General features: G+C 60.2%; 20 protein-coding genes and 1 pseudogene. 15 read left to right on the top strand and 6 right to left on the bottom strand.

Features of this window, described 5'->3' with window-relative positions; genetic code table 11:
* Nucleotides 1–19: 19 nt before the first annotated feature.
* Entirely contained in the window at nucleotides 20–949 is a 930-nt protein-coding gene (locus ATY80_RS06630) for an electron transfer flavoprotein subunit alpha/FixB family protein (protein WP_088691679.1), read from the top strand.
* A 76-nt stretch (nucleotides 950–1,025) separates the two neighbouring features.
* On the opposite strand, the gene ATY80_RS06625 is transcribed toward ATY80_RS06630, so the two are convergent.
* The 6 genes and pseudogenes from ATY80_RS06625 to ATY80_RS06600 all read right to left on the bottom strand — a co-directional run bounded on the left by ATY80_RS06625 (nucleotide 1,026) and on the right by ATY80_RS06600 (nucleotide 8,038).
* Complete coding sequence (locus ATY80_RS06625; protein ID WP_088691709.1) at nucleotides 1,026–1,511, bottom strand: DUF1643 domain-containing protein; 486 nt, start codon at nucleotides 1,509–1,511, stop codon at nucleotides 1,026–1,028.
* A gap of 80 nt (nucleotides 1,512–1,591) precedes the next feature.
* Nucleotides 1,592–2,850 (bottom strand): annotated as a pseudogene (locus ATY80_RS06620) (Xaa-Pro peptidase family protein).
* 60 nt (nucleotides 2,851–2,910) lie between these two features.
* Complete coding sequence (locus ATY80_RS06615) at nucleotides 2,911–3,999, bottom strand: FAD-binding oxidoreductase (protein ID WP_088691678.1); 1,089 nt, start codon at nucleotides 3,997–3,999, stop codon at nucleotides 2,911–2,913.
* Entirely contained in the window at nucleotides 3,989–5,242 is a 1,254-nt protein-coding gene (locus ATY80_RS06610) for an aromatic ring-hydroxylating dioxygenase subunit alpha (protein WP_088691677.1), read from the bottom strand. Before ATY80_RS06610 ends, ATY80_RS06615 begins: the two co-directional genes overlap by 11 nt.
* A gap of 254 nt (nucleotides 5,243–5,496) precedes the next feature.
* The gene (locus tag ATY80_RS06605; RefSeq protein WP_348626626.1) at nucleotides 5,497–5,880 is read right to left on the bottom strand and encodes a hypothetical protein; all 384 of its coding nucleotides are present in this window, start codon (nucleotides 5,878–5,880) and stop codon (nucleotides 5,497–5,499) included.
* Between the two features lie 226 nt (nucleotides 5,881–6,106).
* A complete protein-coding gene (locus tag ATY80_RS06600; protein ID WP_088691676.1) occupies nucleotides 6,107–8,038 on the bottom strand; it encodes a methyl-accepting chemotaxis protein in 1,932 nt (643 codons plus the stop codon).
* Nucleotides 8,039–8,604: 566 nt separating this feature from the next.
* Here ATY80_RS06600 and ATY80_RS06595 point away from each other — a divergent pair.
* From ATY80_RS06595 to nuoG, 14 genes are all read left to right on the top strand, one after another.
* Nucleotides 8,605–9,105 (top strand): NADH-quinone oxidoreductase subunit J, encoded by a 501-nt coding sequence (locus tag ATY80_RS06595; RefSeq protein ID WP_088691675.1) that lies wholly within the window; start codon nucleotides 8,605–8,607, stop codon nucleotides 9,103–9,105.
* On the top strand, nucleotides 9,105–9,407 hold the full coding sequence (gene nuoK, locus ATY80_RS06590) for an NADH-quinone oxidoreductase subunit NuoK (protein WP_088691674.1): 303 nt from the start codon (nucleotides 9,105–9,107) through the stop codon (nucleotides 9,405–9,407). Before ATY80_RS06595 ends, nuoK begins: the two co-directional genes overlap by 1 nt.
* Before the next feature lie 4 nt (nucleotides 9,408–9,411).
* Complete coding sequence (locus tag ATY80_RS06585) at nucleotides 9,412–10,875, top strand: monovalent cation/H+ antiporter subunit D family protein (RefSeq protein ID WP_088691673.1); 1,464 nt, start codon at nucleotides 9,412–9,414, stop codon at nucleotides 10,873–10,875.
* Nucleotides 10,872–11,126, top strand: a complete 255-nt coding sequence (locus ATY80_RS06580; protein WP_088691672.1) for a hypothetical protein — start codon at nucleotides 10,872–10,874, stop codon at nucleotides 11,124–11,126. The genes ATY80_RS06585 and ATY80_RS06580 overlap by 4 nt, the downstream gene beginning before the upstream one ends.
* Nucleotides 11,119–12,876, top strand: coding sequence for a Na(+)/H(+) antiporter subunit D (locus ATY80_RS06575; protein ID WP_088691671.1), 1,758 nt, complete (start codon nucleotides 11,119–11,121; stop codon nucleotides 12,874–12,876). The genes ATY80_RS06580 and ATY80_RS06575 overlap by 8 nt, the downstream gene beginning before the upstream one ends.
* Nucleotides 12,877–12,885: 9 nt before the next feature.
* Nucleotides 12,886–14,361, top strand: a complete 1,476-nt coding sequence (locus tag ATY80_RS06570; protein ID WP_088691670.1) for an NADH-quinone oxidoreductase subunit M — start codon at nucleotides 12,886–12,888, stop codon at nucleotides 14,359–14,361.
* Nucleotides 14,358–15,797: an NADH-quinone oxidoreductase subunit N gene (locus tag ATY80_RS06565; RefSeq protein WP_088691669.1), complete on the top strand. Its 1,440-nt coding sequence runs from the start codon at nucleotides 14,358–14,360 to the stop codon at nucleotides 15,795–15,797. The genes ATY80_RS06570 and ATY80_RS06565 overlap by 4 nt, the downstream gene beginning before the upstream one ends.
* Nucleotides 15,798–15,951: 154 nt before the next feature.
* Complete coding sequence (locus tag ATY80_RS06560; protein WP_088691668.1) at nucleotides 15,952–16,317, top strand: NADH-quinone oxidoreductase subunit A; 366 nt, start codon at nucleotides 15,952–15,954, stop codon at nucleotides 16,315–16,317.
* Entirely contained in the window at nucleotides 16,305–16,808 is a 504-nt protein-coding gene (locus tag ATY80_RS06555; protein WP_088691667.1) for an NADH-quinone oxidoreductase subunit B, read from the top strand. The genes ATY80_RS06560 and ATY80_RS06555 overlap by 13 nt, the downstream gene beginning before the upstream one ends.
* Nucleotides 16,805–17,368, top strand: a complete 564-nt coding sequence (locus ATY80_RS06550; RefSeq protein ID WP_088691666.1) for an NADH-quinone oxidoreductase subunit C — start codon at nucleotides 16,805–16,807, stop codon at nucleotides 17,366–17,368. Before ATY80_RS06555 ends, ATY80_RS06550 begins: the two co-directional genes overlap by 4 nt.
* Before the next feature lies 1 nt (nucleotide 17,369).
* Nucleotides 17,370–18,584 carry an NADH dehydrogenase (quinone) subunit D gene (gene nuoD, locus ATY80_RS06545; protein ID WP_088691665.1) on the top strand — a complete coding sequence of 405 codons (1,215 nt, stop codon included), beginning with the start codon at nucleotides 17,370–17,372 and terminating at the stop codon, nucleotides 18,582–18,584.
* 17 nt (nucleotides 18,585–18,601) lie between these two features.
* Nucleotides 18,602–19,117 (top strand): NADH-quinone oxidoreductase subunit NuoE, encoded by a 516-nt coding sequence (gene nuoE / locus ATY80_RS06540; RefSeq protein ID WP_088691664.1) that lies wholly within the window; start codon nucleotides 18,602–18,604, stop codon nucleotides 19,115–19,117.
* A gap of 4 nt (nucleotides 19,118–19,121) precedes the next feature.
* Nucleotides 19,122–20,387 (top strand): NADH-quinone oxidoreductase subunit NuoF, encoded by a 1,266-nt coding sequence (gene nuoF, locus ATY80_RS06535; RefSeq protein WP_088691663.1) that lies wholly within the window; start codon nucleotides 19,122–19,124, stop codon nucleotides 20,385–20,387.
* Between the two features lie 28 nt (nucleotides 20,388–20,415).
* Nucleotides 20,416–23,004 (top strand): NADH-quinone oxidoreductase subunit NuoG, encoded by a 2,589-nt coding sequence (gene nuoG / locus ATY80_RS06530; RefSeq protein WP_088691662.1) that lies wholly within the window; start codon nucleotides 20,416–20,418, stop codon nucleotides 23,002–23,004.
* Nucleotides 23,005–23,011: the final 7 nt, after the last annotated feature.

The following is a 23,011-nucleotide window of genomic DNA, read 5'->3' as shown; positions in this document are numbered from 1 at the left end:
AAGACAGGGAGATATATCCATGGCCATTCTGCTTCTGGCTGATCACGACGGCAGCCACCTTTCCGACCAGACCGCCAAGACGCTGACGGCGGCCGCCAAGATCGGCGGCGACGTCACCGTGCTTGTCACCGGCGCCGGCGCCAGGGCTGCGGCCGATCAGGCCGCCAGGCTGTCGGGCGTGTCCAGGGTGCTGGTTGCCGAGGATGCAAGCCTCGCCCACAATCTCGCCGAGCCGCTGGCCGCGCTGATCGTCCAGCTGTCCGCAAACTACGACACGATCATCGCCGCCGCCACCTCGACCGGCAAGAACGTCATGCCGCGTGTCGCAGCTCTCCTCGATGTCGCGCAGGTCTCGGAAATAACAGAAGTTGTTTCTTCCGACACCTTCAAGCGGCCGATCTATGCCGGCAACGCCATCCAGACGGTACAGACGACCGACGCCAGACGGGTCATCACCGTGCGCACCGCCTCGTTTGCCGCCGCGGCCGAAGGCGGTTCGGCCCCGGTCGAAACCATTGCCGCCGCGGCCAATCCTGACCTGTCGACCTTCGTCAAGGATGCATTGTCGGCCTCCGACCGCCCGGAACTGACCTCGGCGAAGATCATCATCTCCGGTGGCCGGGCGCTTGGCTCGGCGGAGAAGTTCAGGGAGGTCATCCTGCCGGTGGCCGACAAGCTCGGTGCTGCCGTCGGTGCCAGCCGTGCCGCCGTCGATGCCGGTTATGCCCCGAACGACTGGCAGGTCGGCCAGACCGGCAAGGTCGTCGCCCCTGATCTCTATATCGCCTGCGGCATCTCCGGTGCGATCCAGCATCTCGCCGGCATGAAGGACAGCAAGGTCATCGTCGCCATCAACAAGGACGAGGAGGCGCCGATCTTCCAGGTCGCCGACTACGGTCTCGTCGCCGATCTCTTCGATGTCCTGCCCGAGCTGCAACAGTCTCTCTAGCCACACCATTAAACCAGCGAATGCCGAGCGGCGGTGTCTCGGCCTTCCGACTTGGGCGCGGCCGGCAATAGGAGGTTCAACGTTGGAATTTCTTCGGCTCGGCTGTGCCCGAGATATAGAGTGGGTGGGAGGGGTGCCCACCTGCGGTGAATTTGAGCGCGTAAAGCTTTGAACTCGCGAGCATACCACAAACGTCAGAAGCTCGGCCAAGATAGGCACCATGTCTTCCCCAACCGCACACGATCCGGTCGCAGCTTTCGGACATCTCCCATAAGTATCGATCGTTTTCCGGCCCAACCGGGTCCGCTTCTTCATAGAGCCGTCCTGGATTGGACGATCGAAGGGCAAAGAGATTCCCAACGACGAGACCACCAAACCCCCACGACCTTGCAAAGGCGATACATCGACGCAACGTTGGATCGGTGCTGGAGGCGTCCGCTGTGGATGGATTGAGCATCAGGAACGCGACAGTTTGCCGTAACGGGTCCCACTGTCGCTCCAGCCGGTATCGATAGCAGCCACACCTTGACAATCGTGCAGAGGAGATAGTGAAGCCCGTCATCCGCCTTCTCCTTTCGCCGGCGCTCTCGCCCAGGGCACAAAGAAGCACAATGGGGTGTTTCCCCGCGTCCAGGTATCCTGTCACATGTCTTCCCAAGGGAAAGAGTCCAGGCGCTCCGCTCCTTTAGATGTGACAAGGACCTGTGTTTCCAACTTGATGCTCTCTGACCCTTCCTCCGCAATCAGACTTTCGACGTTCAGAACCATGTTCTCTTCGATGACGCCGCTAAAGTTCTCATCGAAATCGGGGTGGAGCAGGATGCCGGGCCATTCGTCTGCCATCCCTGTCCCATGCACCGCCAGAGTATAGCGATGAGGCAGATATTTTGCAGGAATGCGCCAGCTCTTTTCGTTGAATTCAACGAACGGCGTGCCGGGACGAATGATCGACAGGTTGTGCTCGATCTGGTCCAGCGCCGCAAAATAGAGCTCCTTTTGTTTGTCATTCATTGCCACATGGCCGCAAGTCCATGAACGCGACAGATCGGCGCAATAATCCGTATGGTCCGATCATGTCGGTATCGAAGGAGATCATCTCGCCGCGCTTTATGAACATAGTCGGAGCACTCCTGATACCAGGGATTGGTTCGTCGGCCAGCCGTCAGGAGCTTCGTCTCAAGCCATTCGCCAGCACTGCGGGCGTTTTCAAAATGAAGCTCCGCCCAGATCTCGCGCTCCGTTCGTCCCGGCTCGGAGACCTCGTACATGCGGGCCATCCCGGCTTCGCACACCCGGATCGTCCAGCGCATGAGGTCGATTTCTTCGGGGCTCTTGATCGAGCGGGCTCGTTCGGCCAGCTCCTGGCCATCCAGCAGTTCCAAACCGCGCTTTTGAAGCTCCAATGCCGGCGCCGGCTCCAACCTGTCGACGGCTAGTCTGTTGTTGCGCCCATGGGACTTCACGATGTCCGCGATTTCGTCGGCCTAGTCCCTCATCCTGTGCTCGACCAGATTACCTGAGGTGAAGAACAGGAAGGATTTTGACGTCCGGGCCTCATTGATGCCGGAAAGCGCGTCGTTGACGTGCTGCGATCCCTCGAATTCAAACATGATGGCGGGGCCGTCAGCCAAAATGAGCGCATATCGCGAGGGGTTGTGCATCGTCCAGATGCTCATGTTCGATGAATCGAACGCATAGCGGATGTTGGCCGGATCGTACAACAGCAGCGCCGAACGATCCCTTTCGATCATTTTCGATCGAAGACGGTTCAGCCGATACCGCCGGGCGCTATCGAGAGTCTGGAGAGGAATTGGACTGATCAGCGGCCGATCGGCTGCCTGCTTGCGTTCGTCCTTCAACACCGAGGGGCCTTGGTCGGAGACGCTGTCTCTGAGCAGCATGGGCGATCCCTGATTGTCGTCGAAGAATGGTATGCGCGGCTCGCGCCGGGGTTTCCGGCATCAGCGATCAATCACCAGGTCGCTGAGAGGCTTGGAGCAGCACGGCAGAAATAGTCCAAGGTCGATCTCTCGTTGGCGTATGCCGCCATTGTGGTTCATGTCCACGGCGCCGGAAACCAGCTTCGACTTGCATGTGCCGCATACGCCATTGGAGCAGGACGAAGGGATGCGTATTCCCGACTTCCTTGCGCAGGCAAGAACGGTCCGGTCGTCGGCGACCTCGATCTTTCGGGATTGCTTGGCGAACTCGACCTGAAAAACCTTGTTTGGTGTCGAGGCCTCACCAATGACCACCGGTTCGTCGATGATGGCAGCATCGAAGCTTTCCTCGATATAGCCGTTCGACGGCACTCCGAGCTGCGCTGTGATTAAGCGTGCGGTAGCCATGAACGGCGCCGGGCCGCAGCACATCACGGTTCGCTCCGCAATGTCGGGCACGGCGAGCTTGAGGAATTCGGGCGAGATGCGCCCTGTCAGCCCCGGCCAGGATGGCTCCCCATCGACACTCTCCGGCAGAAACTGCAGGCGAAGGCCTTTCATGCGGGTGGCAAGACAGTTCAGCTCGCTGCGAAAGATCAGATCGACTGGCGAGCGAGCGGCATGGAGAAAGACGACATCGGCCGGCTCGCAGCGATCCGCCAGGCCGCGCAGAATGGACATCACCGGCGTAATGCCGGAGCCGCCGGAAAGAAGCAGAAGCTTCGGGTTAGCGACGCGCCGACAGACAAAATGACCGAGCGGCCCCTGAGCCTTCAGGGTCATGCCGCTTCGCATGTTGTCGTGAAGCCAGTTCGATATTCTTCCGTTCACGACGCGCTTCACCGTCACGGTGAAGGCATTGGAGCGGTGTGGTGAGGACGAGATGCTATAACAGCGCGCCTCGGCGTCATCGCCAATCGGGAAGTCGAAGAGGAAGTATTGCCCGCCATCGAAGCTGAAGCGCTTGCCTTGCGGTGACGCAAAGGTGAAGCTCTTGACGTCATGTGTTTCCTGATGGACGTCCAGGCACACCAGGGTGTCGTCGTGCTCGGGATCCCACGTGTCGGGCAAGGCTGAGCCACCGTGCTTTTGTGCGAAATCAATATCCATTTGCGCGCATCCGATCGATATACCACGTTGCAAACTTGTCGAGGTTAGTCTCCGAAAATTGCGAGTAGGGGCCTGGCCGGTAGGCAGGATCGAGCGCGCCGGCATGGGAGCGCGCCACCAGGTCAGCGTCCTGGTCGGTTGTTGCAATCCAGACGTCTGTCAGCTTGTGGTGATCGTAATCGACGCCCTCGACCGCATCCTTGTGCACCAGCCACTTTGTCCGCACCAGGGTCTTGCCCGCCGACAAGGGGATAACGATGGCGACCACGGCATGGTCGCCCATGAAGTGGTTCCAGGAGTTGTGGCCCCAAAGATGGGTGTCGCCCAAGTCCTTCCGTGTCATGTGGCCGAGCAGCTTCGATGATGCCGCCGTGGCGTCATGGGTCTGGGATTCGCCCGCGCCGGCGATGATCAGTCTTTGCGTACGGAAGTTCGTGGCGCAGTCAAGGAGTTGCTCGACGGAGGCGCATGGGAAGCCTTCGGCCTCCCATGCCCTGGTCCTTTCGTCATACAGCCGGAAGTGTTCTTGCGCCTGTTCGCGATCCTCCGCGCTCAAGGTTTCCGGATCGAAACCGAAGTCGAGATCGATGAAGGATACGCAGAGCTCGGGATGGTTTGCCGAACAGTGGTAGCACTCACGATTATTCTCCATCGTCAGCTTCCAGTTGCCATCCTCGATCACATCGCTCTGATGGGCGACCTTCGCATTGCGGATGTCGTAGGGAGCCAGGCGTTCGGCCATCGTGCGTTCGAGCACGTCGATGTCCTCGGGTGGGTTGTCGGAAAGGCAAACGTAGATCAGACCGCCGATCGACTTGAAGGTTACGGGCTTCAGTCCGTGACAATCCTTGTCAAAGTCCTTGCCCATATGGGGAGCGTAACTGAGCTCTCCGGTAAGCTCGTAGGTCCAGCTGTGATAGGGACAGACAAGCTTTGAAACAATCGTTTTTCCCTCATCCAAAAGACGGGCACCACGGTGACGACAGACATTGTGCAGCACCCGAATTTCGCCCTCGTCATCTCGCAGCAGGATGAGGCTTGTCTTGCCGATGTCGATGACCGTGGCGTCGCCCGTTTCCGGAACATCGCAGTCGAGACCGATGCAGATCCAGTGTTTGTGAAAGAAAACATCGATGTCGGCGTCGAAGACGTCCTCCCGCGTGTAGAGGCCGGCGGGCAGCGAGTGTCCGTTCGTGCGAGCGTCGAGAAGGGCGGAGACGGAGGAAGGAAGTTTGTTTAGCATGAGAGCCCCTTATGCTTGTCTTGGCGCAGACTGCTCTTGCTGGCCAGCCTCTTCAACGGCATTAATTATCACGCACGCATAACGCAAAGTAATGCGTCTGAGCGCGCGATGCAGTTTCGCCGTCGATGCCGTGAGTCGGAAAATTCCGTTGGCGGCGGATGGAGTGCTTATTCCCCGGCGTCAAGCCGGTCCCTCTCCTCCTGCGTATCAGCCTGCTACAGTTTGGAAGGCGGGCTGGACCCAAAGCTGGTGGTTCAGTCCAAGTTTTGCTTCTGCCGTACAGGCACGTGCACATCCCAGCTTCGCATCGCAATATTCGCAATCGCGGTTGGGCATATTACCTTCACGCTGTGTCGCGAAAGACCGAAGCTCTTCGGCGTCCACCGTGCTTTGAGTGGGACCGCACAGCGAGGAACGAATGTCTTCAGGTTGGGCTCCAATACTTCCCATTGCTGAAGGCCCTTGGCGTTCTCGTTCGAGATGAAACACCTGGCCGCTTCGCGGATTTCAAACAGGCCGTGCCTGATTGACGTGGAGCGATCACTTTCGATGTCTAACGATGCCGCAGCCGATGCGGACGCGGAGAAGGCCGCGATGACGAGCAAGGATTGAAGTATCGGTGTGCGGTTGTCAGCCAACTGCGTCTCCTTTCGCGGGAAAACCCGCCCGCACCGTGGCACCAACACTCGGGATCGACATCGATACCTGGCGGTTCACCCATGAGCTATCATACGAAACGCCAAAAAAGGAAGATCGCTTGCGCTCCGCAGGGTGACAGGCGCATGCGCAATGCCGATGACGATGATCTGAACGAAAAAGCGCCGCGACATCGGCGGTCGCGGCGCTTTTTATCGTGTCTCCTATTCAGAATTCCCGCCAATCTTCAGCGGCCGCACCGCCGGCAAACGCTGTTGAGATCTTTCGTGCCATTGCGGCTGGAGCGTTTCGCTGCGGCGCTGCCGGTGCATAGTGAGATTGCGCCGTCCTGGAAGAGCCCTGAAAGCGGAATTTGGACAGCTGGTTTGTCAGCGACCCCGCTTCGTCAGCCAGTTTGTGGCTGGCTGCGGACGTCTCTTCGACCATCGCTGCATTCTTCTGGGTGGATTGATCAAGCGAATTCACCGCGGCATTGATTTCTTTCAGGGCCGTGGACTGCTCCTTCGCGGCCTCGACGATCGAGTTTACGTGACGGTTGATTTCCTGCACTTCGCTGACGATCTCTGTCAGCGCCGTGCCGGTCTCGCCGACAAGCGTCACGCCGGAACGCACTTGATCGCCGGAATTGCTGATCAGTTGCTTGATCTCCTTGGCGGCATTGGCGGAGCGTTGAGCAAGTTCACGTACTTCCTGAGCGACGACTGCAAAGCCTTTGCCCGCCTCTCCGGCACGTGCGGCCTCGACCCCGGCATTCAGCGCCAGCAGGTTGGTCTGGAATGCGATGTCATCGATGACGGTGATGATATTGTTGATCTCGTTGGAGGAACCTTCGATCTGGCTCATCGCGGCGACCGCACGCCTCACGACTTCGCCGGATCGCTCAGCATTGGTGCGTGTTCGTTCAACAAGCTTGCCAGCCTGCTCCGCGCGACGGGTTGCGTCGTTAACCGTCGTCGAAATTTCGTCGAGTGCTGCTGCGGTCTGTTCGATCGATGCCGCCTGCTGTTCAGTACGCTTTGCCAGGTCGTTGGACGCTTCACTGATCTCGCGGGCACCCGCATCGATCGACAACCCGTTATCGCCAATCGCCTTCAACGCAGATTGAAGCTTCTCGACGGAGCTGTTGAAGTTTACGCGCAGCGTATCGAGAGAGACTGCAAACGGCTTGTCGAGACGGACATCAAGATTGCCGGCAGCCATTTCCTCAAGCGCATGGCCGAGCCGGTGAACGGCATCATTCGTCTGCGCTGCAAGCGCTTCGCGTTCCATCGCAATTGCTTCAAGCCGCGCGTTTTCATCAGCAGTCCGGCGTGCATCGGCCGCAGCGCGCGCTTCGGCCTGCGAAGTCACGGCCTCGCGAACGGCGCCGACGGCCTTTGCCAAATCGCCGACCTCGTCGCCGCGGGCCTCGATATCGATGGTGCTTTCGTTGTTGCCCTCTGCTATCCGCTGCAAGGCGACCTGCAGCTTGGCCATCGGCAACGTGATCGAGCGGGTCGCGAGGAACGCAGCGGCGATAGCCATTAGGACTGCACCTGCCAACGAGCCCAGAGCCAGCGTCTGGAAGCCGGCGACGACACCGCTGACGCCACTGCCGACCGACTTGTTCAGGTTTTCCTGGTAGTCGATGAACTTGTTGATCGCCTTGAGCCAGTTGACGAAGAGAGGCGTTGCCTGTTCGATCAGCATCTTCTTGGCCTGCACTGGATCGTTTGCCATCTGGCGCGCGATGATATCTGCGACAACGGGATTGGTTCTGGACTGAACGTCGGCGATTTCCGCAATAATCGCCTTCTCGGTCTCGCTGGCAGCACCTGGAGCAGAGATCATCGCATTCAACTTCTGCTCGTTTTCGGCATAAGTGGCAGCAAGCCTTGCAATGAGATCGATGGCGGTCTGACGAGCGGCTGGCTCATCGCGCAAAACGACATCGCGAATGGCAATTGCCCGATCATGAACGCTACCCCGGAAATTGATGGCGAAGCGCTGCTTGACGCTGTTGACCTCGTTGATCTCAACGAGATCGTGGTCGACATAGTTCATCCTTGAAACGGAAAAGAGCGTCAAGCCAATCATGAGCAGCAGCAGGAAACCAAAAGCTGCGTAAAGGCGGGGGCCGATGCCAAATCGGAAACTCATTTGCAGTCCTCCAAGCGCAAATAGTCGCGCAAGAAACGAATTTGCGCGATGGCGACAATGAGCGTTATCCGGGGACGCCGGGCGAGCGCCGTTGAGCTCATTTCCCGCTTTGCGTGAAGAAAGCACTCGTGAACAAACAGATAATGAAAGATGGTTAATAATTATAATATGAGCAAAATAATTAGGCCCGTTCAAAGTAATACCAGCCACTCATATTTCAGGTTGCAATTCAATAGCGCTCAATTTTCTTGATTCGACTCCAAGCGATTGGTTCACTTTGTTCGCAGCCAATCCCAATGCTTGCAGCGATGCCGCGACAGGGGCGCAGGCCAAGCATCACTCCGACAGGCAACAGCCGTAAGGGAGTCCCGCAGGTTCACTCTGCCGGCAGTCTCACGCGTCGCATTGGCCACATCCGGATTGGCCGGCTTTTTTTCAATTAATGACAATAATCTTGTGAAAAATCTAAGACTAGGGCACAATTTATTAATGCACCTGAAGTGCGCAACTATTTCATATCCGGCCGTTTCGCGCTGGGTGACAGTTTGCGTGGGAGGGGCGCGTCGATGGGTCAGGGGTTCTTTCTTCTGTTCGCGACGGTGTCCGTGATTGCAGCCCTGACGGTGGTCGTGGCGCGCAATCCCGTTCACAGTGCATTGGCGTTGATGGCTTGTTTCCTGCAGATCTCGGCAATCTTCGTCTTGCTCGACGCCCCGTTGCCCGCCGTCATCCAGATCTTCGTCTATGTCGGCGCGATTATGGTGCTCTTCCTGTTCGTGATCATGATGATCGACGTGCGCGAAGCGGTGTTGCAGCGCTTCTTGCCGGGCGGCAACCTGCCCGCTCTGGTGCTGCTCGTCCTGCTTGGGGTCGAGATGTTCGCGCTGGTGCTCTGGAGCAGGCGCTTCTCGGTTGTGGAGCCCGCAGCCGTTGGCGGCGGTGACGAAATCAGGCAGCTCAGCACAACGCTTTTTGCCGATTACCTGCTGCCGTTTGAAGCAGCCTCCGTCGTCCTATTGGCCGCCTTGGTCGGCGCCATCGTGCTGGCGCGGAAGGAACAGGGATGATGGCTCCGCTCTCCTGGTACATCGTGCTCGGGGTGGTCCTCTTCGTGATCGGGGCGGCGGGCGTACTGCTCAGGCGCAATATTCTGGTCGTGCTGATGTCGCTGGAGCTGCTGCTCAACTCGGTCAACATCAACTTCATCGCTTTCGGGCGCCAGTACGGCGATTTCCGCGGGCAGATCTTCGCGATCTTCGTCATCGCAATCACCGCGGCGGAGGTTGCCGTCGCCCTTGGCATCTTGGTCGCCTTTGTGAGGAACAAATCCACTCTCAAGGTCGACGACGTGACGATGATGAAAGGATAGCGGTTTGGACCCGGTGATATCGATCCGGCCGCTGCTTGCCGTCGCCATCCCAGGTCTGGCGGCCCTTGCGATTCTCCTTTTGAACAACCGCGAGAAACTGCGCGATCTCGTCTCACCGATCGCCGCGCTGGGCATGTTCGCGATCGTCGCCTCGATGGCGCCCATCGTGCTCTCTGGCGGGACAATCGATTTGCACCTGTTCGAGATCCTGCCGGGTATTGACTTCGCGTTCCGGGTCGATGCACTCGGTATGGTATTTGCCACCGTCTCATCGCTGTTGTGGATCGTGGCAGCAATCTATTCCATCGGCTACATGCGGCACCTGAAGGAGCACGCGCAGACGCGATTCTTCGCCTGTTTTGCCAGCAGTCTTGCGGCCGCCGCCGGAGGCGCCTTTGCCGCCAATCTGTTCACGCTGGTGATCTTCTACGAGGTGCTCAGCCTCGTTACCTATCCGCTCGTTTATCACCACGAGGACGAAGGAGCATGGACGGGCAGCCGCAAATACCTCGTCTATTTGATGGGCGCCTCGAAAAGCGCACTTCTTGCCGCTTTGGCGCTGACCTACTCCCTTGCGGGGTCGCTCGACTTTGTGCCTGGTGGGCTGTTGGCGGGGGTCAATGCCTCCGCAGCGCTTATGACCGTGGTCTATTTCTGCTATCTCTTCGGCTTCGCCAAAGCCGCAGTCATGCCGATGCACGCCTGGCTGCCTGCCGCCATGGTGGCCCCGACACCGGTCAGCGCGCTCCTGCATGCCGTTGCCGTGGTCAAGATGGGCGTCTTTTGCGTGCTCCGCGTGGTGTTCCATGTTTTCGGCACGGGGCTGATGGGCAGCCAGCATCTGGGCATTGCCACGGCCTATCTGGTCTCATTCACGATCCTGATGGCCTCCGTCTACGCGCTCACACGCGACGACCTGAAGGCGAGGCTTGCCTATTCGACGGTCAGCCAGCTCTCCTATATCGTGCTGGGTGCGGTTTTGCTTTCGCCGTTGGCGATGGTCGGGGGGATCATCCATATCGCGGCCCATGCCTTTTCCAAGATCACCCTGTTTTTCTGCGCCGGGTCGATCTATTGCGCGTCCGGCAAGCGAAACATCAGCGACATGGCCGGGATCGGCCGCAGATTGCCCTGGACGATGGGGGCGTTCTTCGTCGGCTCGCTCAGCATGATCGGGGTGCCGCCGACAGCGGGTTTCGTCAGCAAGTGGTATCTGACGCTCGGCTCGATGCAGGCAGGAGACGTTGTCTTCCTCGTCGTGCTCCTCGTGAGCTCTGTTCTCAACGCGGCCTATTTCCTGCCGGTGACCTATCTCGCCTTCTTCAGGACCGAAGCTGAGGAGAGCCCGGCAACGGTTCGCGAAATTCCGCTTTTGACGATCCCGCTGGTGGCAACCGCCGTCCTGTCGGTATCGATGGGTATCTTCCCCGACTATTTCCTTACCCTGGCGCAAAGAGTTGTCAGATGATCAAGCGCGTTGTCGATTTCTTTGGTGATGAGGAATATGCCAATCTGCGGCGCCGGCTGTTTTATCTGGTGCTCGCTCTGATCGTCATCGCCGACTTCCTGGTCCCCCGCGAACACGCCGAATACCTGTGGGACCGCCTGCCGGGCTGGTCGGCGATCTATGGCTTCGTGTCCTGCGTTCTCTTGATCTTCGTTTCCAAGTTCCTCGGCCATCAGGGCGGACTCATGGAGCGCGAGGACTATTATGATTGACTTCGTCCATCCCGCCCTGCTGTTCATTGTTGGTGCCCTGCCGATCCCATTCCTGACGGGAGCGATCCGCACGATCTATCTGGTACTGGTCACGGTGCTCGCGGTTCTTGCGGTGGTTATGATGCAGCCGGGCAGCTATGGGGCGGCGCAGTTCCTCGGGCAGGCGATCCTGATTGCCAAGGTCGACAAGCTCAGCATCGTCTTCGCCACCGTTTTCACCATCATGTCACTGATCGGCACGGTGTACGCATTGCACGTGCCCCGCCCCGGCCAGCATGTCGCTGCCTTCGTTTACATCGGTAGCTCGCTCGGCGTGGTGTTTGCCGGTGATTACCTGACCCTTTATTTGTTCTGGGAAATCATGGCCTTTGCCTCTGTCTATCTGGTCTTTGCCGAGGGCGGTCGGCAAGCGATCGGCGCCGGGTTCCGCTACCTCATGGTCCATATCACCGGCGGCGTCGTCCTGCTCGGCGGCATCATCCTCCATGGGCATTCAACAGGATCGCTACTCTTCGGACCGATCGGTGAAATGGGCCCCGGCACTTACCTGATCCTGGCCGGGTTCCTGCTCAATGCAGCCGTGCCGCCGCTCAACGCCTGGCTGACCGACGCGTATCCGGAGGCGACCGTGACGGGGGCAGTGTTCATGAGCGCCTTTACCACAAAGACCGCCGTCTATGTGCTGGCGCGGGCGTTTCCGGGGACCGAGCTGCTTGTCTGGCTTGGCACCGTGATGGCGCTTTATGGTGTCATCTATGCGGTGCTGGAAAACGACTGCAGGCGGCTCTTGGCCTATCACATCGTCAGCCAGGTGGGTTACATGGTGGCGGGCATCGGTATCGGGACCGAGATGGCTGTCAATGGGGCCACAAGCCACGCTTTCGCGCACATCCTCTACAAGGCCCTCCTGTTTATGGGGGCAGGCGCCGTGATCTACGTCACCGGCCGGCGCAAGCTCACCGAACTCGGGGGGCTGCACAAGACCATGCCGGTAACCGTTGCACTCTACATGGTCGGCGCTTTCGCGATCTCGGCTTTTCCATTTTTCTCGGGCTTCGTCACCAAGTCGATGGTGATTGCCGCTGCCGGAGATGATCATCGGGCGCTGGTGGTGCTGGCGCTGACGATGGCGTCGTCCGGAACGTTCCTGCACACCGGGCTTAAGCTTCCCTATTACATGTTTTTTGGCACGGACCGGAAGCTGGAGGCGCGGGAGCCGCCACTCAACATGCTGGTTGCAATGGCGATGGCGGCGGTGCTCTGCATTGCGATCGGGGTATTTCCGCAGCCGCTCTATGCGCTTCTGCCCTATCCGGTCGACTTCGAACCCTATACCGGCTCCCACGTCACCGAGAGCCTCGGCGTGCTGATGTTTACCGCCTTGGGTTTCGTGCTGTTCCTCAGGGCCCTCGACCCCGAAAACACGATCAGTCTCGACACCGACTGGTTCTATCGCAAGGGCGCGCGCGCCTTCATGTGGCTCGCCGAAAGGCCGCTGGCACGCTACGAGCAGGTGGTGAGCAATATGTCGGAGACCGCGGCGCTGCCTTTTCTGCACTGGGCGGCCCGGGCGGGACTGCGGATCGATCTTGTCGGCGTCGACGCTGTCGTGAATGGCGTCGCCCGCTCGATCCTGCGCGGCGGCCAAACTCTGCGGCGACTTCAGACCGGCGTCGTGACCCATTACGCACTGGCAATGATCGTCGGTGTGGTCGCAGCCACCGTCGTCTTTACCGTGGCGTGGCGCTAGGGGGTGTCCATGGGGTTACCGCTCCTCAGCCTCATCGTATTTGCGCCGACCGCCGGGGCAGCGGTGCTGATGTTTCTGCGCAGCGACAATGCGATACGATGGACGGCGCTCGCCACCACCGTCCTCGATCTCGCCCTCTGTATCGCTATGCTTGCGAGCTTTGACACCACGACCCATGTCACACAGTTCACCGAGAGACACTCATGGGTGCCCGCGCTCGGGATCAGCTATGCGCTCGGCGTTGATGGAATAAGCGCGCTCTTCGTGTTCTTGACCGCGCTGTTGGGCTCGGTCTGCGTGCTCGCCTCGTGGGCTGCGATTAACAGCAAGGTGAAGGAGTTCATGGTCAGCCTGCTCGTCATGCAGGCGCTGATGCTCGGGGTGTTCTGCGCGCTTGACCTGTTCCTGTTCTATGTGTTTTGGGAAGCGATGCTGATCCCGATGTATCTAATCATCGGCGTCTGGGGGGGCGAGGGCCGGGTCTATGCAGCCTTCAAGTTCTTCCTCTACACGCTGGCAGGCAGCGTCCTGTTCCTGATCGGCGTCATCGTCCTTTATTTCAACGGCGGCAGGACCTTCGACATTCTCGCCCTGACAGCGCAGAATTTGCCGTTTCCGATCCAGTCGTGGCTGTTCTTCGCCTTCCTGGTCGCCTTCGCCGTGAAGGTACCGATGGTCCCGGTCCATACCTGGCTACCGGATGCCCATGTGCAGGCACCGACGGCCGGCAGCATCATCCTCGCCGGCGTGCTCCTGAAGATGGGCGCCTACGGCTTCCTGCGCTTCTCCCTACCAATGCTGCCGGAAGCGTCGGCCTATTATTCGCCGTTGATGCTGGCGCTCTCGGCGCTTGCGATCGTCTACGGCGGGCTGCTTGCGCTCGCGCAGGACGACCTGAAGAAGCTGGTGGCCTATTCCAGCATCAGCCATATGGGCTTTGTGACGCTGGGGATCTTCGCGCTGAACCTCCGCGGCCTTGAGGGCGCCATCCTGCAAATGTTCAACCATGGTGTAACGACGGGCGCGCTGTTCCTGTTCGTCGGCCTGATCTATGAGCGGACACATACGCGCAGCATCGCCGATTATGGTGGGTTGATGAAAGCAGCCCCCGTCTTTAGCGCGTTTCTTGCGCTGTTCACGCTGTCGTCGATGGCTCTGCCGGGAACGAACTCGTTCGTGGGCGAGTTGCTCGTGCTGTCCGGTGGCTTTGCGGCCAACCTCGCCATTGGTGCGGCCGCCGTCCTCGGCGCCTTGCTGAGCGCGGCCTACCTCCTTGGCATGTATGGGAAAGTTGCGCTTGGTCCGGCAAGCGTCGGCGCCCTGTTCAAAATACGTGACGTTAACGCCCGCGAGATGGTTGCGATCCTGCCGCTGGCGCTTCTCGTGCTTTGGCTTGGGCTCTATCCAAAACCCTTTCTTGGCATCATCGACACCTCGGCAAAGCATCTGATGGTGCAGATGCACGGCAAGGGGAGTGGCCAATGACCGCCGCTGCGCTCTTCCAGTCGATCCTTGCAAGCCTACCCGAAATCGTGGTCGTCACCGGGTCCTGCATTCTGCTTATCTTGGGACAGCTTGTCCGCAAAGGGCAGGGCGATTTCCTTGTCTCGGCTTCCGTGGCCGTCGTGCTTGTTGCCGCCGCCATGACAGTCATGCTGGCGGGCGAAGTGCGGCCAGCCTACACGGGCATGTTCATCGCTGACCGCTTCTCGATCTTCTTCAAGGCCGTTTTTTACTTGGCTACCGTTCTGACGCTCCTCCTATCGCGAAAATACGCCGACATCGAAGGGATCGGAAACAGCGAATATTATGTCCTGCTGCTGCTTGCGCTTTCGGGCATGATGATCATGGCCTCGGCGACCGACCTCCTGTCAATCTATGTCGGCCTCGAACTGACAGTGCTTTGCACCTATGTTTTGACCGGCTTCTTGCGGAAACAACGGCGCTCGAATGAAGCGGCGCTGAAATACGTGATCCTTGGCTCGGTCTCGACCGGGATTTTTCTCTACGGCGTTTCACTGGTTTACGGTCTGACTGGCACAACGCAGCTGGACGGGATGGCTGCTGCGGTGACCGGCGATCCAAGCGATCCCGGATTGTTGTTGGCGGTGGTCTTCATCGTCGCGGGGCTGGTCTTCAAGGTCGGCGCAGTACCGTTCCATATGTGGCTGCCGGACGCCTATGAGGGCGCGCCGACGACCATCACCGCCTTCATGTCCGTCGGCCCCAAGGCGGCGGGGTTCGCGGTGATCCTGCGGGTATTCCTCAACCCGCTGGTCGCAGCCTCAAATGTCTGGATCATCGTCGCGGTGCTTGCTGTCGCGACGATGGCGCTCGGCAGTTTCGTGGCGCTGGTGCAGGATAATTTCAAGCGCCTCCTGGCTTATTCCAGCATTGCCCATGCCGGCTTCGCCCTGTTCGGCGTGGTGGCCGGCGGTACGGATGGGATTGCCAGCGTGATGCTCTACCTGCTGATCTACTCTTTCATGAATCTCGGCATTTTCGGCACCGTCATCATGATGCGGAACGGTGATTTCTCGGGCGAGGTTATCGAGGACTATGCGGGGCTCGCCAAGCAGCATCCCGGGCTCGCGCTTGTGATGCTGCTCTTTCTGTTCTCGCTCGCCGGCATTCCACCGACGGCCGGATTCTTCGCCAAGTTCTACGTGCTGGTCGCGCTGGTCGAGCGAGGGTTCGTCATACTGGCGGTGATTGCCGTGCTGCTGAGCGTCGTCGCTGCCTATTTCTATATTCGCATTGCCATGGTGATTTACATGCGCGAACCAAAGAGGGCGTTCACCCCAGCGCTGACGCCCTTGCTGCGCGCCACACTCGCCGTCACCACGGCCGGCACTATCGGAATTGGGCTGTTTCCGGCATGGTTTTTGAGGCTTGCTCAGCATTCGGTGTTTGGCGGCTGATCTATTGAATTTGCAATGATCCACCCGACGGAATACACTGATACTGCAAGAAAGGATTGCAGAAGTCGCTTTCCCGGGGCGACTGCAATACCGGCCCGAGCGGGTCGGTGGCAGCCGGAGCAAAACCCCAGGTGGGCGAGCGAGGCGGTGAACTATGACTGCAATGGAATTCCTGCCGGTCCTTGTCATGGTCGCCGGAGTTGCTCTGGTGACGGGGGCGACGCTGTTTGTCTCGTCGCTGCTGCGCCCGTCCAATCCCTATCCTGCGAAGAACATGGCCTATGAATGCGGCATGGACCCGGCAGGCGAGGCTGCCGGAGGCCGTTTCAGGGTGCAGTTCTTTATGCTGGCTATTCTGCTGGTGGTCTTCGACGTCGAGACGATGTTTCTCTTTCCCTGGGCTGTCGTCCTGAAAGACATCGGTCCGGTCGGTTATATCGAGATGTTCGTCTTCATGTTGTTGCTTGTCGTCGGCTTCGCCTACGCCTGGCTGAAGGGAGCGCTGGAATGGGAGGCGTAGGCAATGCGATACGCGACAGCGTGCTGTTCACCACCGCCGACAGCGTCATCAGTTGGAGCCGGCGATCGGCGTTGTGGCCCGAGACCTTTGGCATTGCCTGCTGCGCCATCGAGATGATCGCGGCGGGCTGCGCGCGTTACGATCTCGACCGGTTCGGCGTGGTGTTCCGGCCTTCGCCGCGCCAGTCCGACGTGATGATCATCGCCGGTACCGTGACCCGGAAATTCGCTCCCGTCGTACGCCGCCTTTATGACCAGATGCCGGAGCCGCGCTGGGTAATCGCCATGGGGACCTGCGCGATCTCGGGCGGGGTCTACAATACCTACGCTGTGGTACAGGGGTCGGAAACCTTCGTGCCGGTGGACGTGCATGTGCCCGGCTGCCCGCCGCGGCCCGAGGCGCTGATGCACGGCTTCCTGCTTCTTCAGGAGAAGATCAAGAAGTCCCGGGCGCTGGCCGGGACGCCTCTGGACCGGATCGCCGCCTCATGAGCATCCAGCCGCCTTTCGATCGAACCCTGATCCTGGAGCGCTTCGATGGAGCAATCGAGGACCTCGGTGCCGCGCACGGCATTCACGCCTTTGCCGTTCAACCTGAAACGATTGTCGAGTTCTGCCGGTTTCTGAAAGAACATCCAGCGCTGCGGTTCAATTTCCTGTCTGATATCTGCGGGGTCGATCATTACCCGGAGCTGCCGCGCTATGAGGCTGTGTACCACCTCTATTCGCTGCCGAACAAATGGCGGGTTCGCATCAAGTGCCGGCTTGGCGATCCGCCCTGCGTCCCGTCGGTGACGGCAGTGTGGCGGACGGCCAATTGGCATGAGCGCGAGGCCTGGGACATGTATGGAATCAGGTTCGAAGGCCATCCCGATCTGCGGCGGATCTATATGTGGGAAGGCTTCGAGGGTTTTCCCCAGCGCAAGGATTTCCCCTTGAGGGGTTACAAGGACAAGCTGAATCCCTTCGGTGCCGAAGGCCCGCCGCCAACGCAGCCCGACATTGCCACCAGGGACATTCCAGAAGGAGGCCGTTTTACGCCGGAGAATTGAGATGACCGAAGTCACCGAGCTCGGCAGGCCGGAAGGCGAAGCCCTCAATACCAAGGAAGTGCTTCTCAATCTCGGTCCGCAGCACCCCAGCACCCATGGGGTACTCCGGCTCGTCCTCGAACTGGACGGCGAGTATGTCGAGCGTGTGGACCCGCATATCGGCTACCTCCACCGCGGCACAGAAAAACTCGCCGAGAGCTTCACCTATACCCAGATTTTTCCGCTGACGGACCGGCTCGACTATCTCTGCCCGCCATCCAACAACCTTGCCTTTGCGCTGGGGGTGGAGAAGCTTCTTGGCATAGAAGCGCCGATACGGGCTCAGTACATCCGCGTCATGATGGCCGAACTGGCGCGGATCTCTGGTCATCTCCTGATCACCGGCGCGTTACCGATGGATCTCGGTGCCATGACAGCGCTGCTTTACGTCATGCGCGAGCGCGAAATGATCATGGACCTTTTGGAGATGATTACCGGTGCGCGCATGCACACATCCTACTGCAGGGTTGGCGGCCTGCGCGAGGATCTGCCTGATGGATTTCTTCCCAAGATCAGGGAGTTCTGCGACATCTTCCCAAGCCGGATCCGCGACTATGAGCAATTGCTCGAAGATAACAGGGTGTTCCTCAAGCGCACGAAGGGGATCGGCGTGATCTCCGGAGAAGACGCGGTCGATCTGGGTCTCAGTGGCCCGAACCTGCGTGCCTCCGGTGTCGACTGGGATATCCGCCGCGACGAGCCCTACGAGATCTATGACCGACTCGCCTTCAACGTCATCACCCGCAACGAGGGCGATTGCTACGCTCGTTGGCGGTGCCGCGTGGATGAGATGCGCGAAAGCCTGGCGATTATCGAACAGTGCATCGACCAGATGCCCGAAGGACCGTTCCAGATCGACATGCCGACGATCGCATTCCCGGTGGATAAGGAACGCGTGCACTGCTCGATGGAGGCCTTGATCCAGCATTTCGACCTGTCGGCCTACGGCTTCGACGTGCCCAAGGGCGAGGTCTATTCGGCGATCGAGGCGCCAAAGGGTGAACTGGGCTTCTACATCATCAGCGACGGATCGCCGAAACCGTTCCGCATGAAAGTGCGAGCGCCTTCCTTCGTCAACCTGCAGGCGCTCTTCGGGGTGACCAACGCACGTTACCTGGCCGACATGATCGCCGTCTTGGGCAGTCTCGACCCGGTGATGGCGGAGGTGGACAAGTGACAGGAGATTTTGACGAGATGAGCATGCGCGAAAAGATAAAAGCAGCGGCGGCGCGGTATCCGAACCAGCGCTCGGCGATCATGCCCGCGCTGCTGATTGCGCAGAAGGAACATGGTTATCTGCCGGGTCCGGTACTCGAGGAAGTCGCCGACATCCTCGGCGTCGAGCGGATCTGGGTTTACGAGCTGGCCACCTTTTACACGCTCTTCCATACCGAACCGGTCGGCCTGTTCCACCTGCAGCTCTGTGACAACGTTTCCTGCATGCTGTGCGGATCGGAGGATCTGCTGAAGCATATGGAAGCGGTGCTGGGGATCGAAAAGGGCGAAACCACTGCGGACGGGCTATTCACGCTTTCTACTGTGGAGTGCCTCGGCGCCTGCGAGATGGCGCCCGTGATGCAGGTCGGCGACGACTACCACGGCAAGCTGAATGTCGCGCAGGTTGACATACTCCTGGACAGTCTTCGGGCGACCGCGCCGCAGGCGGCAAGCGTTGAGCACACCGCTTCACAGCAGCAGCCGGGAGAATAGCGCCATGTTCGAACCGGTTCTCCTCAAGAATATGAACGTGCCGGACGGTCATTTGCTGTCGACCTACGAGGCTGGCGGTGGCTACCAGGCGCTGAAGAAGGCGCTGCATGAGCACACGCCCGACGAGATCATCGGCCTTGTCAAGGAATCAAACCTGCGTGGTCGCGGCGGCGCGGGTTTCCCAACGGGCATGAAATGGAGCTTCGTCCCGAAAAAGACCGGCAAGCCGACATACCTGTGCTGCAACGCCGACGAAGGCGAGCCTGGCACCTTCAAGGACCGGATCATCATGGAGCGCGACCCGCACCAGCTCATCGAGGGGCTGGCTGTAAGCGCCTATGCGATCGGCGCCAGGACCGCCTATGTCTACATCCGCGGAGAGTATGTGACGGCAATCCGCCGCCTGGAGCAGGCGATCGCCGAGGCTCACGAAAGCGGTTTCCTTGGACGGAACATCCTGGGTACCGATTTCGATTTTGCCGTGCATATCCATTGCGGTGCCGGCGCCTATATCTGCGGCGAGGAAACCGCGATGCTCGACTCGCTCGAGGGCAAGCGGGCACAGCCCCGGCTGAAACCGCCGTTCCCGGCAGTCGAGGGGCTCTACGCCAGCCCGACCGTCATCAACAATGTCGAGACGCTCGCCTGTGTGCCGCATATCGTCATGCGCGGCTCGAGGTGGTTTCGGGAGATCGGGCCGGATAAGAGCCCAGGCCCGAAGCTCTATTGCATAAGCGGACAGGTGCGCAAACCCGGGCTCTACGAATTGCCGATGGGCATACCGCTGCGGGAACTGGTCGAGAACCACGCTGGCGGTCCGTTGCCTGGACGCAGGATCAAGGCGGTGATCCCGGGCGGCGTCTCGGCGCCGGTCATCCCGGAAAGCGGGCTTGACGTGGGGATGGATTTCGACTCGCTTGCCGCCGCCGGTTCGATGCTCGGCTCGGCCGGTGTGATCGTGATCGACGAGGCCACCTGCATGGTCAAGGTCGCGACCCGGATCATCGAGTTCTTCCACCACGAGTCCTGCGGCAAATGCACGCCCTGCCGCGAAGGGCTGGACTGGGCGGTGAAAGTGCTGCGGCGGGTCGAGGCGGGGCAGGGGGACCGGGGCGACCTGGAACAGCTGGACGCTCTCTGCAAGGGCATTTTCGGCAATACGTTCTGCGCTTTGGGCGACGGCGCGGCCATGGGGCTGCGGGCCGCGCTCAAGCATTTCCGCGATGAGTTCGTCGCCCATATCGAGGAGCGGAGGTGCCCGTTTCACTGAGGTGCGCGGGAAAGACCGCGAGGAAGCCATGGTTCATATCACGATTGATGACCAAACGCTGGAAGTAGATGCCGGCACTACCGTGCTGCAGGCGGCCGAGCGCCTTGGCATCGACATTCCGACCTTCTGCTATATGAAACGGCTGCCGCCGCTCGCCTCATGCCGCATGTGCCTGGTTGAAATCGAGGGACAGCGTAGGTTGCAACCGTCTTGCGCCACTGCGGTCACCGACGGCATGGTGGTGCGCACCAACACGCCGCTGATCGACGAAACGCGCTCGTCCATGCTCGACATGCTGCTCGCCAATCACCCCCTCGACTGCCCGATCTGCGACAAGGGCGGCGAGTGCGAGTTGCAGGACCAGGTGATGGCCTATGGGCCGCGCGAAAGCCGGTTCCGCGATGCCAAACGCGTGTTCCACTCCGAGGATATTCGTCTGAGCCCGGTCGTCATCATGAACGTCAACCGCTGCATCCAGTGCCAGCGATGCGTGCGGATGTGCGAGGAAGTGGTCGGTGCGGTCGCCTTGGGCACCGTCGAGAAAGGTATGGATACGGCCGTGACCGGGTTTGAGGGCAGCCTGGCGAGCTGCGACCAATGCGGCAATTGCATCGAGGTCTGCCCGGTCGGCGCTCTCATGAGCTTCCCTTATCGCTACAAGGCTCGGCCCTGGGATCTGGCCGAGACAGACACGGTCTGCCCGCATTGCGGCACCGGCTGCCAGCTGACCGTCGGCACGCGCAAGGGCGAGTTCATGCGCGTGCGCTCGAAATGGGATGAAGGGCTCAACCGCGAAACGCTCTGCGCGCGGGGGCGTTTTGGCCTCGATTTCGTCACGAGCACGGACAGGATCAAGCATCCGATGGTCCGTCGTGACGGCGCCCTCGTTCCGGTTTCCTGGGAAGAAGCGGGAGACTACCTGCGACGGCGCCTCTCGTCCGTCGAGGGCAAGGCTGCCGGCGGGCTTGCCTCACCGCGCCTTCCCAACGAGATCCTTTACCAGTTCCAGAAAATGATGCGGACGGTCTTTTGGACCAATAACATAGACTGCTCGTCGCGCTGGTCCACGCCCGTCGATACGCTCGGTCCGTTGCTGACGAGCTTTTACAGCCGCGCGCCGCTGGCGGACGTGATCGGCAACGACTGCGTGCTCGTTGTCGGCGGTAACCCGACCGAGGAAAACCCCGTCACCGAATATCTGCTGCGCGACGCCGCGCGGCGGCGCCAGACCAGATTGCTGATGCTTTCGGCGAGACCGTCCCGCCTGGACGCCGATGCTTTCGCGGTCGTTCGCGCATCGCCGGGCGGTGAGGCGTCGAGCCTTGCCGCAGTCGTGGCCGGTCTCGCGGCGGCCGGTCAGGACCTGCCGAGCGAGATTGCCGCGGAAGTTGGCGGGCCACCCGCGGTCACAGGCAGCGACGAACTGTCCCGCCTGACCACGGCGCTCTCGGACGGACAAAGCATCACCGTGCTTGTCAGCGCCGAACTCCTGAGGTCGCCAACAGCAGGCGTGACGCTGCAGCAGCTTAACAACCTTCTCAAGGTCCTCGGCCTGCTCGGCAAAAGAGCGGCGCTGCAGTTTCTCTTCGACCGCGCCAACCAGTTGGGAGCCTGGGATATGGGCGTTTTACCGACAACCCTGCCGGGATTGCGCGCGCTCGCCGATGATGCAACGCGCAAAACTCTCGAAGGGGCCTGGGGTGCTGTGATCCGCTCCGAACCGGGCGCGGATTTCGACTGGATGCTGGATCTCTGTGACAAGGGTCAAATGGGCGCGCTCTATATCGCCGGCAGCGACCCGCTGATGTCGTATCCCGACCGGGAGTTCGCGCAGCGGGCACTTCGTCGCGCCGATCTCCTGATCGTGCAGGACGCGTTCATCACGGATACGACCAGCCTCGCCGAAGTGGTGCTGCCCGCAGCGAGTTACGGTGAGGAGGCGGGCACTTTCACCAATAACGAAGGTCGGCTCCAGAAGGTCTGCAAGTTCCGTGAGCCCGTTGTCGAGGCGCGGGGCAACCTGGCGATCTTCGACTTCGTCGCAGCCCTTCGCGGCCACTCGATGCGACCATCAGTTCAAGGCGAGATCTTCGACGAGATCGTCCGGTTGGTTCCCGCTTACCAGGGGCTGACGCAGGATGGGCTTGGCACCGACGGCGCGTTTACCAAAGGGGGGCTGACACCACCGGCTGGTGGGTTCTTTGCGCCAGCGCCTGCCCCCATTGCGTCTGACCGTCTCATGCTGGTCACCGGCAATTGCCTTTTCCACAATGGATATCTTTCCGAACGCTCAAAAATCCTGAATACGATCGCTGATGACCCCTATGCCGAGATGAGCGCGCAGGATGCCGAAGAGCTGGGCCTTTCGGATGGCGATCAGGTCGTCGTGCGATCCGGCCAGGGCGAGCTGAGTGCACAGCTCAAGGTCAACCGGCGTTTTCCCCGCGGCCTTGTGTTCGTTCCCGAAAATTACAGAGCCTTGCGGCTCAACAGGCTGATGCTGCGGGGTCAATACCCAAGTCCGGTGGAGGTTCAAAAGGCACAAGTCGCCTCCACAATCGCCGCCACAGCGGGGCTTGGTCCGAAGGACCTCGGCCAGGGCAGCACCGGTGGCTGACCCTTAA

Source organism: Rhizobium sp. R711, assembly GCF_002211365.1.
Classification (GTDB): domain Bacteria; phylum Pseudomonadota; class Alphaproteobacteria; order Rhizobiales; family Rhizobiaceae; genus Rhizobium.
This window is presented reverse-complemented; position numbering and strand designations above follow the sequence as displayed.

What these genes read in the sequence shown, in the direction of transcription:
- ATY80_RS06630 (WP_088691679.1), top strand. Translation starts at nt 20, where the DNA reads ATGGCCATTCTGCTTCTGGCTGATCACGACGGCAGCCACCTTTCCGAC.
- ATY80_RS06625 (WP_088691709.1), bottom strand. Translation starts at nt 1,511, where the DNA reads ATGACGGGCTTCACTATCTCCTCTGCACGATTGTCAAGGTGTGGCTGC.
- ATY80_RS06615 (WP_088691678.1), bottom strand. Translation starts at nt 3,999, where the DNA reads ATGGATATTGATTTCGCACAAAAGCACGGTGGCTCAGCCTTGCCCGAC.
- ATY80_RS06610 (WP_088691677.1), bottom strand. Translation starts at nt 5,242, where the DNA reads ATGCTAAACAAACTTCCTTCCTCCGTCTCCGCCCTTCTCGACGCTCGC.
- ATY80_RS06600 (WP_088691676.1), bottom strand. Translation starts at nt 8,038, where the DNA reads ATGAGTTTCCGATTTGGCATCGGCCCCCGCCTTTACGCAGCTTTTGGT.
- ATY80_RS06595 (WP_088691675.1), top strand. Translation starts at nt 8,605, where the DNA reads ATGGGTCAGGGGTTCTTTCTTCTGTTCGCGACGGTGTCCGTGATTGCA.
- nuoK (WP_088691674.1), top strand. Translation starts at nt 9,105, where the DNA reads ATGGCTCCGCTCTCCTGGTACATCGTGCTCGGGGTGGTCCTCTTCGTG.
- ATY80_RS06580 (WP_088691672.1), top strand. Translation starts at nt 10,872, where the DNA reads ATGATCAAGCGCGTTGTCGATTTCTTTGGTGATGAGGAATATGCCAAT.
- ATY80_RS06575 (WP_088691671.1), top strand. Translation starts at nt 11,119, where the DNA reads ATGATTGACTTCGTCCATCCCGCCCTGCTGTTCATTGTTGGTGCCCTG.
- ATY80_RS06570 (WP_088691670.1), top strand. Translation starts at nt 12,886, where the DNA reads ATGGGGTTACCGCTCCTCAGCCTCATCGTATTTGCGCCGACCGCCGGG.
- ATY80_RS06565 (WP_088691669.1), top strand. Translation starts at nt 14,358, where the DNA reads ATGACCGCCGCTGCGCTCTTCCAGTCGATCCTTGCAAGCCTACCCGAA.
- ATY80_RS06560 (WP_088691668.1), top strand. Translation starts at nt 15,952, where the DNA reads ATGACTGCAATGGAATTCCTGCCGGTCCTTGTCATGGTCGCCGGAGTT.
- ATY80_RS06555 (WP_088691667.1), top strand. Translation starts at nt 16,305, where the DNA reads ATGGGAGGCGTAGGCAATGCGATACGCGACAGCGTGCTGTTCACCACC.
- ATY80_RS06550 (WP_088691666.1), top strand. Translation starts at nt 16,805, where the DNA reads ATGAGCATCCAGCCGCCTTTCGATCGAACCCTGATCCTGGAGCGCTTC.
- nuoD (WP_088691665.1), top strand. Translation starts at nt 17,370, where the DNA reads ATGACCGAAGTCACCGAGCTCGGCAGGCCGGAAGGCGAAGCCCTCAAT.
- nuoE (WP_088691664.1), top strand. Translation starts at nt 18,602, where the DNA reads ATGAGCATGCGCGAAAAGATAAAAGCAGCGGCGGCGCGGTATCCGAAC.
- nuoF (WP_088691663.1), top strand. Translation starts at nt 19,122, where the DNA reads ATGTTCGAACCGGTTCTCCTCAAGAATATGAACGTGCCGGACGGTCAT.
- nuoG (WP_088691662.1), top strand. Translation starts at nt 20,416, where the DNA reads ATGGTTCATATCACGATTGATGACCAAACGCTGGAAGTAGATGCCGGC.